The 13370-nt window shown below is 64.8% G+C and carries 13 protein-coding genes; 10 read left to right on the forward strand and 3 right to left on the reverse strand.

Features of this window, described 5'->3' with window-relative positions:
• Both H8A92_RS36275 and H8A92_RS36280 read left to right on the forward strand, forming a co-directional pair.
• A partial coding sequence (locus H8A92_RS36275) for a YidB family protein (RefSeq protein ID WP_229200096.1) occupies positions 1 to 346 on the forward strand: 346 nt, incomplete at its 5' end.
• A 36-nt stretch (positions 347 to 382) separates the two neighbouring features.
• A complete protein-coding gene (locus tag H8A92_RS36280; RefSeq protein ID WP_021080200.1) occupies positions 383 to 661 on the forward strand; it encodes a GlsB/YeaQ/YmgE family stress response membrane protein in 279 nt (92 codons plus the stop codon).
• Between the two features lie 82 nt (positions 662 to 743).
• Here H8A92_RS36280 and H8A92_RS36285 read toward each other — a convergent pair whose 3' ends face one another.
• Both H8A92_RS36285 and H8A92_RS36290 read right to left on the reverse strand, forming a co-directional pair.
• Complete coding sequence (locus tag H8A92_RS36285; RefSeq protein ID WP_163159390.1) at positions 744 to 1526, reverse strand: SDR family NAD(P)-dependent oxidoreductase; 783 nt, start codon at positions 1524 to 1526, stop codon at positions 744 to 746.
• Between the two features lie 84 nt (positions 1527 to 1610).
• The gene (locus H8A92_RS36290) at positions 1611 to 2372 is read right to left on the reverse strand and encodes an N-acyl homoserine lactonase family protein (RefSeq protein WP_229200097.1); all 762 of its coding nucleotides are present in this window, start codon (positions 2370 to 2372) and stop codon (positions 1611 to 1613) included.
• Positions 2373 to 2567: 195 nt separating this feature from the next.
• Between H8A92_RS36290 and H8A92_RS36295 the strand changes: the two genes are divergently transcribed.
• The 8 genes from H8A92_RS36295 to H8A92_RS36330 all read left to right on the forward strand — a co-directional run bounded on the left by H8A92_RS36295 (position 2568) and on the right by H8A92_RS36330 (position 10800).
• Complete coding sequence (locus H8A92_RS36295) at positions 2568 to 3872, forward strand: AMP-binding protein (RefSeq protein ID WP_229200098.1); 1305 nt, start codon at positions 2568 to 2570, stop codon at positions 3870 to 3872.
• A complete protein-coding gene (locus H8A92_RS36300) occupies positions 3866 to 4195 on the forward strand; it encodes an AMP-binding enzyme (RefSeq protein ID WP_229200099.1) in 330 nt (109 codons plus the stop codon). The genes H8A92_RS36295 and H8A92_RS36300 overlap by 7 nt, the downstream gene beginning before the upstream one ends.
• Before the next feature lie 15 nt (positions 4196 to 4210).
• Positions 4211 to 5425 carry an ABC transporter substrate-binding protein gene (locus tag H8A92_RS36305; protein ID WP_229200100.1) on the forward strand — a complete coding sequence of 405 codons (1215 nt, stop codon included), beginning with the start codon at positions 4211 to 4213 and terminating at the stop codon, positions 5423 to 5425.
• 59 nt (positions 5426 to 5484) lie between these two features.
• Positions 5485 to 6618, forward strand: a complete 1134-nt coding sequence (locus tag H8A92_RS36310) for an NADH:flavin oxidoreductase/NADH oxidase (RefSeq protein ID WP_229200101.1) — start codon at positions 5485 to 5487, stop codon at positions 6616 to 6618.
• A 2-nt stretch (positions 6619 to 6620) separates the two neighbouring features.
• Positions 6621 to 7472 carry an IclR family transcriptional regulator gene (locus H8A92_RS36315; protein WP_229200102.1) on the forward strand — a complete coding sequence of 284 codons (852 nt, stop codon included), beginning with the start codon at positions 6621 to 6623 and terminating at the stop codon, positions 7470 to 7472.
• 230 nt (positions 7473 to 7702) lie between these two features.
• Positions 7703 to 8770, forward strand: coding sequence for an acyl-CoA dehydrogenase family protein (locus H8A92_RS36320; RefSeq protein WP_229200103.1), 1068 nt, complete (start codon positions 7703 to 7705; stop codon positions 8768 to 8770).
• 30 nt (positions 8771 to 8800) lie between these two features.
• Entirely contained in the window at positions 8801 to 9961 is a 1161-nt protein-coding gene (locus H8A92_RS36325) for an acyl-CoA dehydrogenase family protein (RefSeq protein ID WP_097671039.1), read from the forward strand.
• Positions 9962 to 9999: 38 nt separating this feature from the next.
• A complete protein-coding gene (locus H8A92_RS36330; protein WP_024582673.1) occupies positions 10000 to 10800 on the forward strand; it encodes an enoyl-CoA hydratase/isomerase family protein in 801 nt (266 codons plus the stop codon).
• 275 nt (positions 10801 to 11075) lie between these two features.
• Here H8A92_RS36330 and H8A92_RS36335 read toward each other — a convergent pair whose 3' ends face one another.
• Entirely contained in the window at positions 11076 to 13190 is a 2115-nt protein-coding gene (locus H8A92_RS36335) for an acetate--CoA ligase family protein (RefSeq protein WP_229200104.1), read from the reverse strand.
• Between the last annotated feature and the right edge of the window lie 180 nt (positions 13191 to 13370).

Consider the following 13370-nt stretch of genomic DNA (forward strand, 5'->3'; position numbering starts at 1 on the left):
CGGGCTTGGCGATCTGCTCAAGGGCGGCCTTGGCGGACTTCTCGCCGGCGGCGCAGCCGGCACCGTGCTCAGCGGCGGCCTCGGCGATCTGCTTAATCAATTGCAGCAGAAGGGCCATGGCGACGCCGCCAATTCCTGGGTCAGCAACGGTCCCAACAAGCAGATCGCGCCCGGCGATCTCGCCAACGCGCTCGGCGCCGACCAGATCGACTCGCTGGCGTCGCAGAGCGGCATGTCGCGCGACCAGCTGCTGCAGGGTTTGAGCCAGTATCTGCCCGACGCGATCAATCATCTGACGCCGGACGGACGGCTGCCGAGCGGCGACGAGCTGAACGGCCGGCTTTAGCGGCAGCGTTGATTCCATCTGAGGAGGACGACAGTCATGGGCGGCATCATCTGGGTCATCATCGTCGGCTTTGTCGCGGGGATCATCGCGCGGTTCCTGTCACCAGGACCGAACAATCCGAGCGGCTTCATTCTCACCACCGTGCTGGGCATCGCCGGCGCATTTCTCGCGACCTTTATCGGCCAGGCGATCGGCCATTACGGTCCCGAACAGGGCGCCGGCTTCATCACGGCCACGATCGGCGCGCTGGTGGTGCTGTTCATCTGGAACCGGCTGGTCGCGGCGCGCGTGATCCCGGATATCGGCAACAAATAGAACCAGCCGCAGCACGTCTCCAAAATCAAATGCCCGGGCCTGGCCCGGGCATTTTCGTTTCGGCAACAGCTCGGAATCCAGCTCACTGAATGAGATGCATACCGGCGTCCATCCGGACGAATTCGCCGGTCATGTTGCTCGACGCCGGGCTCGCCAGGAAGCAGACGAGATTGGCGATATCCTCGGCCGTCGAGGCGACCTTCAGCGGCACCCGCGCGACCACGGCATCGCGCACCTGCTTGGCACCGTCCGCACCGCGGCCCTTGGTGAACCAGGGCGTATCGATGTAACCCGGGCACACCGTGTTGACGCGGATCAAAGGTGCCAACGCACGCGCCAGCGACTGCGTCATGGTGTTGAGCGCGCCCTTGCTCGCGGCATAGGCCACCGACGAGCCGCCGCCGGAAATGCCGGCGACCGAGGAGACGTTGACCACCGCCGAGGGACGGCCCGATGCCTTCGCGCCGGCTTCGAGCAAAGCGCGCGCGGCACGAACCATCTGGAACGGACCGATGGTGTTGACGGCATAGATGCGCTGGAAATCTTCCGCGGTCAGGCCGTCGAGATCGTGATGCGGCACATGCTTGGTGGTGCCGGCATTGTTGACCAGCACGTCGAGACGGCCCCAGCCCTGCGCGGCGGCTGCGATCTTCTTGCAGTCCTCATCGCGCGAGACGTCGCCCTGCACCACCAGCACCTCGGCGCCTTGCTTGCGGCAGGCTTCCGCGGTCGCTTCGGCTTCCGCCTTGCTGTTGGAATAGTTGATGATGAGGCGCGCGCCCTGCGTGGCGAGGATTTGCGCGGTGGCGGCGCCGAGTCCCGATGCCGATCCCGTCACGATCGCGCACAAACCATCCTTGGACATCTGCATTTTCCTTGTTGTTGTGAGCCAGATGATCTCCGGCGGCGGCATACCATATCGCGCGGCACAGCATCTGCAAACCGCGCCTCACGTATACGCGTTCGGCCCCTTTTGCAGGCTGGCCCACTGCGCCTCGTCATGGCCGCAGATGATCTTGACGCCTGACGCCTCGAGCTTGGCGATCTCGTCGAGCGATCTCAGGAACTGATCGACATCCAGACTATTCCTGGGCGAGACCCGCTGATCGAGATTGGCGCGCACGCTGAGCGAGTCGGACGCCAGCAGATATTCGCCGCTCTTGTCGAGCTTGACCAGCGCGCCGGTCGTTCCCTTCGAATGTCCGGGCAGCGGGATCAGCGTCAGCTTGCCGTCGCCGAACACGTCCATCTGCTTATCGAAGATTTCCATCTTCAGCGGATGATCCCAATCCGCCTTGATGTATCCGCGTTCGAACGCGTTATCGGCATTCGCGGCCTCGACCTCGAGCGCATGGACGAAAATCGTCGCCTTCTTGAAGAAAGCGTTGCAGCCGCAATGATCGGTGTGCAGGTGAGAACAGATCACCACGTCGATATCGTCGGGGCCAAGGCCGACCGCCTTCAGGCTCGTCAGCACGTGATCGTCTGCCGGCATGATTGGTTGCATGTATTTGGCCAGCGTGCCGAGCCGTCCCTCAGGATCGGTCGCAACGTCGGGATGGCATCCGGTGTCGAACAACACATTGCCCTGCGTATGCCGCAGCAACATGCACGACACCGGAAGGTCGATCGTCTCGCCGCGCGCCGCATCCGGCAGGTAGGTCCGCTTCGACATCCGCAAACGTCCGCCCGATAACACGTGCATCTTCATCACATTCACTCCCTGTTTTGGCATTCAAACTACATATGAGTTTTATGGAAACTCATAATAGATTTGACAGCACATTAATCGCCCTTATAGCTTCCGCGCAACGCCGCGATCGCGGCACCGCGCTCAACGAAGCAGCTCTCGCAGACCGACGCCGTTGATGTCGACCTGCGGCGGTCAGGGGAAACATTCGCGACGATGTACACCGTGTCCAACGTGTTTGCTGCGACATCAGATGCGGCAGCGTTCAAACCCTTTCTCTGCATTCCCGCGCGTCCCGACCGCGCATACTTTCCCGGCGGCGTCGAACTGTCCTATGCCGACATTGCGCGGCAGGTCTGCGCATTGCGCGAACAATACCGCGCGTCCGGCTTCGGCCATGGACACCGCGCATGTTTGCTGCTGGAGAACCGGCCTGACTTCATCGTGCATTGGCTGGCGCTCAACGGCCTCGGCGTCTCGATCGTTCCGATCAATCCGGCCTATCGCGCAGCGGAGATCGAATATCTGATCGCGCATGCCGAGCCCGATCTGATCGTCACGCTGCACGAGCAGAAGGAATTGCAGAAGGCGCTCACCGGCGCGGTGCCCGTGCTCGAGGTGTCCGGCGACGATCTCGGCGCGAGCGTGGCGCAGATTCCACTTGCCCGGCGGGCGGCGCCGCGCACGGACAATCCCGGAAGCGAGACCGAGGCTGCGCTGCTCTACACGTCGGGCACGACGGCGCGTCCGAAGGGATGCATCCTGACCAACGAATACGTTGTCTCGACCGGCCGCTGGTACGTCAGCCATGGCGGCGAGGCGACGTATCATATGGGAACGGAGCGCCTCTACAGCCCGCTGCCGTTGTTCCACATGGCCGGCCTGGCGCTGACTCCGATCGCGATGATGCTGACCGGCGGCTGCCTGATCCTGCCGGAGCGCTTCAACGCGAAGATCGCCTGGCGCGACATCGTCTCCTGCCGCGCCAGCGTGCTGCACTATCTCGGCGTGATCGTCGCAGCCCTGCTGGCCCAGCCGGAGACGCAGGACGAGAAGGCCCATGCGTTGCGCTTCTCGATGGGCGTCGGTGCCAATCCCGAACAGCGCGCGCGAGCCCGCGAACGCTTCGGCATCCCCTTCGTCGAGGGTTGGGGCATGACCGAAACCGGTCGCAGCCCCTTCAACACGGTCGAACCGCGCCACCTCGAGACCAACACGATCGGCCGCAGCGTCCCCGGGCTCGAAATGACGATCCTCGATGCCGACGGCAATGCGCTGCCGCCGGGCTCGGTCGGCGAACTCTGCGTGCGCCATTCGGAAGCGACGCCGCGGCGCGGCTTCTTCTCCGGTTATCTCAGGGATCCCGAGGCCACCGAACAGGCGTGGCGCGGCGGCTGGTTTCATACCGGCGACAGCGCCTGGCGGCACGAGGATGGGGCTTTCGTGTTCGTCGACCGGCTGAAGCATCTGGTCCGGCGCGCGGCGAGAACATTTCCGCAGCGGAGGTCGAGGCCGTGCTGACGGCATCCGACCTGGTCAAACAGGCTGCGGTCGTTGCCGCACGCGATCCGATCCGCGACGAGGAAGTTGCGGCCTTCATCGTGATCAACGACGGCACTGACGCCTCGCACGAGCTCGCACAAGACATCTTCCGGTTCTGCCGCGAACGCCTGGCGCCGTTCAAGCTCCCGGCGTGGATCGCCTTCGTGGCCGAGCTGCCGCTGACCTCGACCAACAAGATCCAGAAACACGTGCTGCTCGGCGCGGACAGCGACCCGCAGTCGCATCCGGGCATGATCGACCTGCGACAAGAAAAAACCAGCGCCATAAGGCAATCGAGCTAGAGGAAACCAACAACGATGAGATCGACAACCGGATGGATCGCCGCGAGCGCCGCAATCCTGTCGGCCGCCTTCGCGACGCCGTCCCACGCGCAAATCTCCGACGACATGGTCAAGATCGGCGTGCTGACCGATCAGGCCGGCCTCTATGCCGACGCCGCCGGCCCCGGCGCGGTCGAAGCGGTGCGGATGGCGATCGCGGATTTCGGCGGCAAGGTCCTGGGCAAGCCGATCGCGATGGTCGATGCCGACCATCAGAACAAGGCGGACATCGGCGCCGGCATCGCGCGGCGCTGGTACGAGCAGGAGAACGTCGATGTCATCGTCGATTTCGCCAATTCCGCGGTCGCCTTCGCGGTGCTGGAGCTGACCAAGCAGAAGAACAAGGCGATGCTGGTGTCGTCGGCGGGCTCCTCCGATCTGACCGGAAAGGGCTGCTCGCTCAATTCGGTGCAGTGGACCTACAACACCTACGCGCTCGCCAACAGCACGGTGCGGGCGCTGGCCAAGGAAGGTGCGAAGAGCTGGTATTTCGTCACGGTCGACTACGCCTTCGGCCACGCCTTGCGCAACGACGCCGCCAAGACCGTCGAGAAGGTCGGCGGCACGATCGCCGGCGATGTGCGGCATCCGCTCAACAGCATGGATTTCTCGTCCTATCTGCTGCAGGCCCAGAGCTCGAAGGCGGACGTGATCGCCTTCGCCAACACCGGCGGCGACCTCGCCAACTCGATCCGGCAGGCGCAGGAATTCGGGATGGCGCAGCAGCAGAAGCTGGCGGCGTTCCTGATGCAGACCAGCGATATCCACGCGATCGGCTTGCAGGCGGCGCAGGGGCTGCAGCTCGCAACCGCGTTCTATTGGGATCTCGACGACAAGACCCGCGACTTTGCCGCGCGCTTCATGGCCAGGACCAAGAAGCGGCCGACCATGGTGCAGGCCGGTCTCTACTCCGCAGTCATGAACTATCTCAAGGCGATCGAGAAATCCGGTACCGACGACGGCCCCAAGGTGATCGCGCAGATGAAGGACATGCCGATCGACGACTTCTTCGCCCGCAATGCATTCCTGCGCGAGGACGGCCAGCTGATCCACGACATGTATCTCGTGCAGGTGAAATCGCCGGCGGAATCCAAGGGCGCTTGGGATTACGAGAAGCTGGTTCAGGTCATCCCGGGCAAGGAAGCGTTCGCGACGCCAGAGGAGAGCGCCTGCCCGCTGCTGAAGAAATGATTGCTCTCACGAATTCGCAAACCTCAAGCAAGAAACCTCAAGCAAAGGCTGGACATCGCATGACCGAATTGCCGCTGCTGTTTACCCCGCTGCAACTGCGCGACCTCGAACTGAAGAACCGGATCATGGTCTCGCCGATGGCGACCTATTCGGCGCATGAGGGGCGCGCGACCGATTGGCATACCGCGCATATCGGCAAGCTCGCCGCCGGCGGCGCCGGTCTCGTATTCGTCGAGCAGAGCTCGGTGAACACCCAGGGACGCATCACCCATGGCTGCCTCGGCATCTGGGACGATGCGCATATCGCAGACCACGCCGCCCTCGCCGCGCTGATCCACGGTTTCAACGCCAAGGCCGCGATCCAGATCGCCCATGGCGGCCGCAAGGGCTCGTCGCAGCGGCCGTGGGAAGGCGGCAATCCGCTTGGCGAGGCCGACATCAAGGCGCGCGGCGAAGGCCCGTGGCAGATCGCGGCGTCGAGCGGCATTCCTTTCGATGAAGGTTGGCCCGCGCCGCAGATGATGACTGCAGAGCAGATCGACGCGCTGGTGGACGATTATCGCCGGGCGTTTCGCCGCGCCAGGACTGCCGGTTACGACGTCATCGAGCTGCACTGCGCGCACGGCTATTTGATGCACTCGTTCCTGTCGCCGCTCGCGAACAACCGTAACGACGAGTATGGCGGCTCGCGCGAGAACCGCATGCGCCTGCCGCTGCGGATCGCCTCGATCATGCGCGAGGAATGGCCCGACCATCTGCCGGCTTTCGTCCGCATCTCGTCGGTCGACGGCGTCGACATCGGCTGGTCGATCGAGGACTCCATCGCATTTGCGACCGAGCTGAAGGCGATCGGGATCGACATGGTCGACTGTTCGTCGGGCGGCATGAAGCTGCCGCGCGGCAACTCGCTGGTATCGCGCACCCCCGGCTTCCAGGTGCCCTTCGCCGAACGGATCCAGAAGGAGGCCGGCATGCCGACGGTCGCGGTCGGGCTGATCCGCGAACCGGATTACGCCGAAGCCATTTTGCGGGACGGCAAGGCGACGCTTATTGCGCTCGGCCGCGAACTGCTATGGAATCCGAACTGGCCCGCGCAGACGGCGCTTGCGCTCGGATGCGATCCCGAGTGGACCAGCTGGCCCGAGCAATATGGCTGGTGGCTGAAGCGGCGGGTGGTGCAGCAAGGACGATAGCGATGCCGGTGGCGAAGAAGGATGCAGCGCAGGCCGACGCAGCCGCCGGCCCGCGGTCTTTCGGCGGCCGCGATTTTCCCGGAGATACCTCGCGCGACCTGCCGAAGATGGACAATGCGGTCAAATCGGCGCGGCGCGTGTTCGACGTGCTGGAATTCTTCGAGGAGCACCAGCGCGCCGCTTCCGCCATCGAGGTCGCGGCCGCCCTCAAATTCCCGCAGTCCAGCACCTCGGCGCTGATGCGCACGATGACGGCGTTCGGCTATCTGCACTACGACACCGGCCGCCGTACCTACATCCCGACGCCGCGGATCTCGATGCTGGGGCACTGGCTCAGCCCGGCGCTGTTCACGAAAGGGCGCCTGGTCAATCTGATGAATGAGCTCTCCGACAAGACCGGGGAGACCATCATGCTCGCGGTGCGCAACGGTCTCAGCGCGCAGTATGTCCATATCATTCAGGCCAGGCTGCCGATGCGGCTCTATGTCAAGGCCGGCACGCTGCGGCCGCTGGCGCGATCCGCATCGGGTTACGCGCTGCTGTCGGCCCATCCGGACAAGGAGGTGCGCCGCCTGGTGCGCCTGATCAACGCCAGCGAGATCCGGCCGGATCGGCAGGTCGACATCAAGGCCCTGATGCTGGAGCTGAAGAAGGTCCGCACCAAGGGCCACGCCTTCTCGCTCGGCCTGGTCACGCCGGGCGCCGGCGCCGTTGCCATGAACCTGCCGCCGATTGCGGAATCGAACGAGCCGCTGGTGCTGTGCGTGGCCGGACTGAACGACGCGCTGGTCACCCAGGAGACCGAGTTCGCCGACCTGATGCGGAAGGCGATCGAGTTTCATCTGGCGGACTGAATTGATGTCGCCGGGCAATTTATCGCCGCACGTGGCATACAAACCGAGGCGGTCGAAAGTTCACAATGCGGAATTCGCGCACGACGTCTGGCTTCATGCCATCCGCGCAAGTGGCCCTGCGGGCAACGCTTGTCACGGCTATGGCTTTTCCGCATCATTGAGCGCAAGACAACATCGCAAGCAGGGCATGGCCGAACCGCCAGCCCGAGCCAATCAACACGAGGAACGCTGTGGCGGAGAGTGAGAACATCGTCGCCGAGACCGCGGAAAAGATTTTCGCCGATCTCGCGGATGCCCAAACCATCAATCACGACAAGCAGGGCGCATGGAAGGCGCCGCTGTGGCAGGCGCTGACCGAAGCCGGCCTGCCGCTCTCCTGGGTGCCCGACGATCTCGGCGGTTCCGGCGCCAGTCTCGCCGAAGGATTCAGCGTCCTCAACGTCGCCGGGCGGCATGCGATCGCTGTTCCGCTGGCCGAAACAATGCTGGCCGGCTGGCTGCTGACGCAGGGCAAGATTGCATCTCCCGAAGGTGAGATGACGGTGCTGCCGGCAAGCCCGAAGGACCGCGTCACGCTCAACGCCGACGGCAGCCTCTCCGGCCGCGCCCGCGGCGTGCCGTTTGCCAAGGACGCGAAGCATTTCGCGGTGCTGGCGACCGGCAAGGACGGTATCTCGATCGCGCTGGTCGACGCCGCGAAGTGCCGGATCGAATCCAGCACCGGACTTGGCGGCGATCACAGCGACACCGTCACGCTCGACAAGGTGCAGCCGATCACCACCAAGCCGGCGCCCAAGGGTTTCGACCAGACCACGCTGATGCTGATGGGCGGCGTGGTGCGCAGCCTGCAGATCGCAGGCGCGCTGGAAGCGATGCTCGACATCTCCGTGCGCTATTCAAACGAGCGCGTCGCCTTCGAGAAGAAGATTTCCAAGTTCCAGGCGGTGCAGCACAACCTCGCCCGTCTCGCCGGCGAGTCCGCCGCGGCTCTTGCTGCCGCGACTTCGGCGGCCGACACCATCGCGAATGCAAAAACGCTCGCCAATGACGCGGTGTTCCTCGAAGCGGCGGCGGCGAAGATCCGCTGTTCGGAAGCAGCCGAGAAAGGCAGCGGCATCGCGCACCAGGTGCACGGCGCGATCGGCTTCACCATCGAGCATATCCTGCATCGCTATTCGCTGCGTGCGCTGGCCTGGCGCGACGATTTCGGCTCCGAGAGCTACTGGGCGGTCGAGCTCGGCAAACTCGTTGCCGAGCGTGGCGCCGACGAATTGTGGCCGCTGGTGGCTTCGCGCTGAGATCAGGCAGAAAGATCAGGACTGGACATCATGACTGCAGCCCTTCGTTTCGATCCGATCCGCCTGCCCGAGAAATGCGAGCAGCTCCGCAAGGAAGTGCGCGCCTTCCTCGCCGAGGAGATCGCCGCCGGCACCTTCGATCCCTACGCGCCCAACCGCGAGGACAATGACGCACCGGAATTCTCCCGCCGCGTCGGCGCCAAGGGTTGGCTCGGCATGACCTGGCCGAAGAAGTACGGCGGCCAGGAGCGCTCGTTCCTCGAGCGCTATGTCGTGACCGAGGAGATGCGGGTGGCGAACGCGCCGACCCGGCGTTTCTTCGTCGCCGACCGCCAGAGCGGGCCGGTGCTGCTGAAATACGCGCCCGAGCACATCAAGATGGACATCCTGCCGCGCATCTGCCGCGGCGAGGTCTGCTTCGCCATCGGCATGAGCGAGCCGAACTCCGGCTCCGACCTGTTCGCGGCGAAGACCCGCGCCACCAAGACCGACGGCGGCTATCTGATCAACGGCACTAAGATTTGGACCTCGTCGGCGCACATCGCCGACTACATGATCGCGATCTTCCGCACGTCGCCGCCGACCAAGGAAAACCGCCGCCACGGCCTGACCCAGTTCCTGGTCAAGATGAAGCAACCCGGCATCCAGGTGAACCCGATCGGCCAGATCACCGGCCAGTTCGAGTTCAACGAGGTGGTGTTCACCGACTACTTCGTGCCCGACGATCATGTGCTGGGCGAGGTCGACGGCGCCTGGAAGCAGGCGACGTCCGAACTCGCCTATGAGCGCTCCGGCCCCGAGCGGTTTCTCGAAACCTATTACGTGCTCACCGAGCTGGTGCGCGCGGTCGGCAAGAATCCGGACACCCGCAGCGCTGAAGGCATCGGCCGGCTGGTGGCGCAGGTCCACACCATGCGCCGCATGTCGGTGTCGGTCGCGGGCATGCTGCAGGCCGGCAAGGAGCCGGTGGTGGAGGCTTCCATCGTCAAGGACATCGGGACGGTGTGGGAGCAGCAGCTGCCGCATCGCGTCCGCGATCTCGCGGCCTTCGTCGAAGAGACCGCGACCAACCGCGAGACGCTTGAAAAGCAGCTCGATTTCGCCATCAAGACCGCGCCCAAGCTGACGATCCAGGGCGGCACCACCGAAGTGCTGCGCGGCATCATCGCCCGCGGCTTGGGCCTGCGCTAGCCGCGCGGGCTCGTTTGCAAATTCAACGAGGACAGACCATGACCAAGTACACTGATATCGGCGTCGAGACCCACGGCCATGTCGGCCTGATTGAAATCCGCAAGCCGCCGCTGAACTTCTTCGACGTCGCGCTGATCAACCAGATCGCCGACGCGCTGGAGGAATTCGACAATAACATCGAGATCCGCGCCTCGGTGCTCGCAGCCCAGGGCAAGGCGTTCTGCGCCGGCGCCAATTTCGGCGATCCCGCCCGCCAGGAGCAGGAAGAGCGCGCCAAGAGCGATCCGGCCTCGAACCTGCCGATCAACCATCTCTACGTTCAGGCGGTCCGCATCTTCCGCAACAAGAAGCCGATCGTCGCGGCGATCCATGGTGCCGCGATCGGCGGCGGTCTCGGGCTTGCCGTCTCGGCCGATTTCCGCGTCGCCTGCCCCGAAGCGCGCTTCGCGGCGAACTTCACCAAGCTCGGCTTCCACCCGGGCTTCGGTCTCACCACCACGCTGCCGGAACTGATCGGCAAGAACAATGCCGAGCTGATGTTCTACACCAGCCGCCGCGTCACCGGCGAAGAGGCCTATCGCTGGGGCCTCGCCAACGTGCTGGTGCCGCAGGACCAAGTGCGGGCTGAAGCGATGAAGCTCGCGCAGGAGATTGCCGAGTGCTCGCCGCTCGGCCTGGTCTCGACCCGCGCCACCATGCGCGCCGGCCTCGCCGACCGCGTGCTCGCCGCAACCAACCACGAGCTGGAAGAGCAGACCAAGCTGCGCGCGACCGAGGACTTCAAGGAAGGCGTCAAGGCCACCGCCGAGCGCCGCGTCGCGAACTTCAAGGGGCGGTAAGCGGACTGCCCGGCTCTCTGCACGAGCGCGTAGGGTGGGCAAAGCGAAGCGTGCCCACCATCACGCGCACGGAGCAAGAATGGTGGGCACGGCGCTACGCGCCTCTGCCCACTCTGCGTTCTCGACCACCTCTCCCTCAACACGTCGTCCCGGCGAAAGCCGGGACCCAACCACCGAACTGAGTTGTAGCGGAAGCCGACGCCGCTTGTGCCTCTTTCGTGGGCCGCGGCGTATGGGTCCCGGCCTGCGCCGGGACGACGGCGGGAGATAGCGCGCTAACCCCTCGGCACCACCAGCGCATCGACGATCGTCACGCCCTGCCCCTCCGGATGCACCAGCACGGGATTGACCTCGATCTCGGCAATCTCGCCTGCATGCTGCGCCGCCAGCAGTGAAATCTGCGAGATCACTCGCGCGAGCGCTGCGATATCCGCCTTCGGCGCACCACGGAAACCGTGCAGCAGCGGCGCCGCCTTCAGCGTCTCCAGCATGGTGGTCGCCTCAGCCGGGCTCACCGGCGCCGGGCGATAGACCACGTCCTTGAACAGCTCGGTGGTGATGCCGCCGAGCCCCACCATCACCATCGGCCCGAACGTCGCATCGAGCATAGTGCCGACGATGATCTCGACGCCCTTCTTCGCCATCGGCCCGACCAGCACGCCCTGGATCGGAGCATCCGGCCGCGCCTTCTGCACCGTCTCCAGCATGTCGCGATAGGCGGTGAACGCCGCGCCCTTGGCGGCGATGTTGACCCGGACCCCGCCGACCTCGCTCTTGTGCGCGATTGCGGGCGACTGGATCTTCATGACGAGTGGAAATCCGGCGCGATCGATTGCGGCGTCGAGGCCGTCGCGATCGGTCACCAGCACTTCGTCGGGCATCGCGATGCCGGCCGTGCGCAACAGCAACTTGCTGTCATATTCGGAGAGCGTCTTGGCCGTGAGATGCGCGGAGAGATCGCGCGCCGGCGATGCCGACGCCGCCATCTCGGGCGCAGGCTTGAAGCCGGCATAGTCCGCCAGCCGTCGCATCGCTACGCCGACATGGGTCAGCCCCGAGAGCACCACCACGCCTGATCTTGCCAGCTCCTGCCGCGCAAATTGCGACGGCAGCGTGTAGGAATAGAACACCACCGGCTTGTTCTGCGCGGAGATCACCGGCTTCAGCTCGGCCTCCTTGAACGGCATCCGCGTCTCGCTCGACAGCGACAGCACGACCAGCGTCGCGTCCACCTCGTCGGACGCGTCGAACAGCTCGATGCTCTTCTGCAAGCCGCCGGAGGAGACGCCCTGCGCGGTGACGTCGACCGGATTGCCCGCCGCGCCATAGGACGGCATCCATTGCTTAATCCGGCCCTGGATATCGGCCGAAAGCTCCGGCACGCGCAGGCCCTGCATCGACACGGTATCGGCGCCCCAGATGCCGGCGCCGCCGGACACCGTCAGCACCGCGACGCGGTCACCTTTAGGCAACGGATTTGTGGTCAACACGGCAGCGATCGTCACGGCCTCGTCGAGGTCGTTGGAGACGATGAAGCCATACTTCGCGAACACCGCATCATAGGCCGCCGACCAGCCCGCCATGCTCGCGGTGTGCGAGGCTGCTGCGCGTTCACCGGCGCCGGAACGGCCCACTTTGGTGACGATCACGGGCTTCCTGAGCTCTGCCGCGCGCTTCGCCGCGGCCAGGAACTTGTCGACGTCGCGGATGCCCTCGATGAACAGCAGGATCACGTCGGTCGAGACATCCTGCACCATGTAGTCGAGGAACTCGCCGGCGCCGAGATCACTCTCATTGCCGGCGCTGACGACGTAGCTGAGGACGACACCGAGCGCCTTGGCGCGATGATAGATCGCAAAGCCGATGCCGCCGCTCTGCGCGACGATGCCGATCCGCCGTTGGCTTGCGACCAGCGCGGGCGCATCCGGCTTGACGTCGACGGTCGGGCTGAAGGTCGCGGCGACCTTCTGCACCTGGCTGTAGAACCCTTCGGCGTTCGGGCCACTGATCCGCATGCCCGTTCGCTTCGCCAGCGCCACGATCGCGTCCTGCATGCCGGCACTGTCACCGCCCTCCTCAGCAAAGCCCGAGGAGATGATGACCGCATTCTTGACGCCGGCGGCCGCACATTGCTCCAGCGCCGGCAGCACGACACGCGCAGGAATCACGACGACGGCGAGATCGATCGGCGCGCCGACCTCGGCGATCGACTTGAAGCATTTCAGGCCGTCGATCTCGTCATAGTTCGGATTGATCGGATAGAGCGCACCCGGATAGCCGTTCTTGCGCAGCATCGCGAGCAGCCGTCCGGGGATCTTCTCATGATCGCGCGAGGCGCCGATCAACGCGATGCTTTTTGGAGCGAAGAAGGTATCGAGCGGATGCGGCATGGGGCGTTCCGTTGTTGTTATTGCGCTCGACGATATTGGATCGTAGCCACGGGCTCAACCTCACCCCGTCATCCAGAGGAGGCCGCAACGCGGCCGTCTCGAAGGATGAACCGGCCCGGCCGGTGGCCGATTTATCCTTCGAGGCTCGCTCCGCTCGCACCTCAGGATGACGGGTCGCGT

Origin of the sequence: Bradyrhizobium acaciae, from assembly GCF_020889785.1 — a bacterium.
GTDB classification, from domain to species: Bacteria; Pseudomonadota; Alphaproteobacteria; order Rhizobiales; family Xanthobacteraceae; genus Bradyrhizobium; species Bradyrhizobium acaciae.

Coding starts and splice junctions, on each gene's coding strand:
- H8A92_RS36280 (WP_021080200.1), top strand. CDS start 383: ATGGGCGGCATCATCTGGGTCATCATCGTCGGCTTTGTCGCGGGGATC.
- H8A92_RS36285 (WP_163159390.1), bottom strand. CDS start 1,526: ATGTCCAAGGATGGTTTGTGCGCGATCGTGACGGGATCGGCATCGGGA.
- H8A92_RS36290 (WP_229200097.1), bottom strand. CDS start 2,372: ATGAAGATGCACGTGTTATCGGGCGGACGTTTGCGGATGTCGAAGCGG.
- H8A92_RS36295 (WP_229200098.1), top strand. CDS start 2,568: ATGTACACCGTGTCCAACGTGTTTGCTGCGACATCAGATGCGGCAGCG.
- H8A92_RS36305 (WP_229200100.1), top strand. CDS start 4,211: ATGAGATCGACAACCGGATGGATCGCCGCGAGCGCCGCAATCCTGTCG.
- H8A92_RS36310 (WP_229200101.1), top strand. CDS start 5,485: ATGACCGAATTGCCGCTGCTGTTTACCCCGCTGCAACTGCGCGACCTC.
- H8A92_RS36315 (WP_229200102.1), top strand. CDS start 6,621: ATGCCGGTGGCGAAGAAGGATGCAGCGCAGGCCGACGCAGCCGCCGGC.
- H8A92_RS36325 (WP_097671039.1), top strand. CDS start 8,801: ATGACTGCAGCCCTTCGTTTCGATCCGATCCGCCTGCCCGAGAAATGC.
- H8A92_RS36330 (WP_024582673.1), top strand. CDS start 10,000: ATGACCAAGTACACTGATATCGGCGTCGAGACCCACGGCCATGTCGGC.
- H8A92_RS36335 (WP_229200104.1), bottom strand. CDS start 13,190: ATGCCGCATCCGCTCGATACCTTCTTCGCTCCAAAAAGCATCGCGTTG.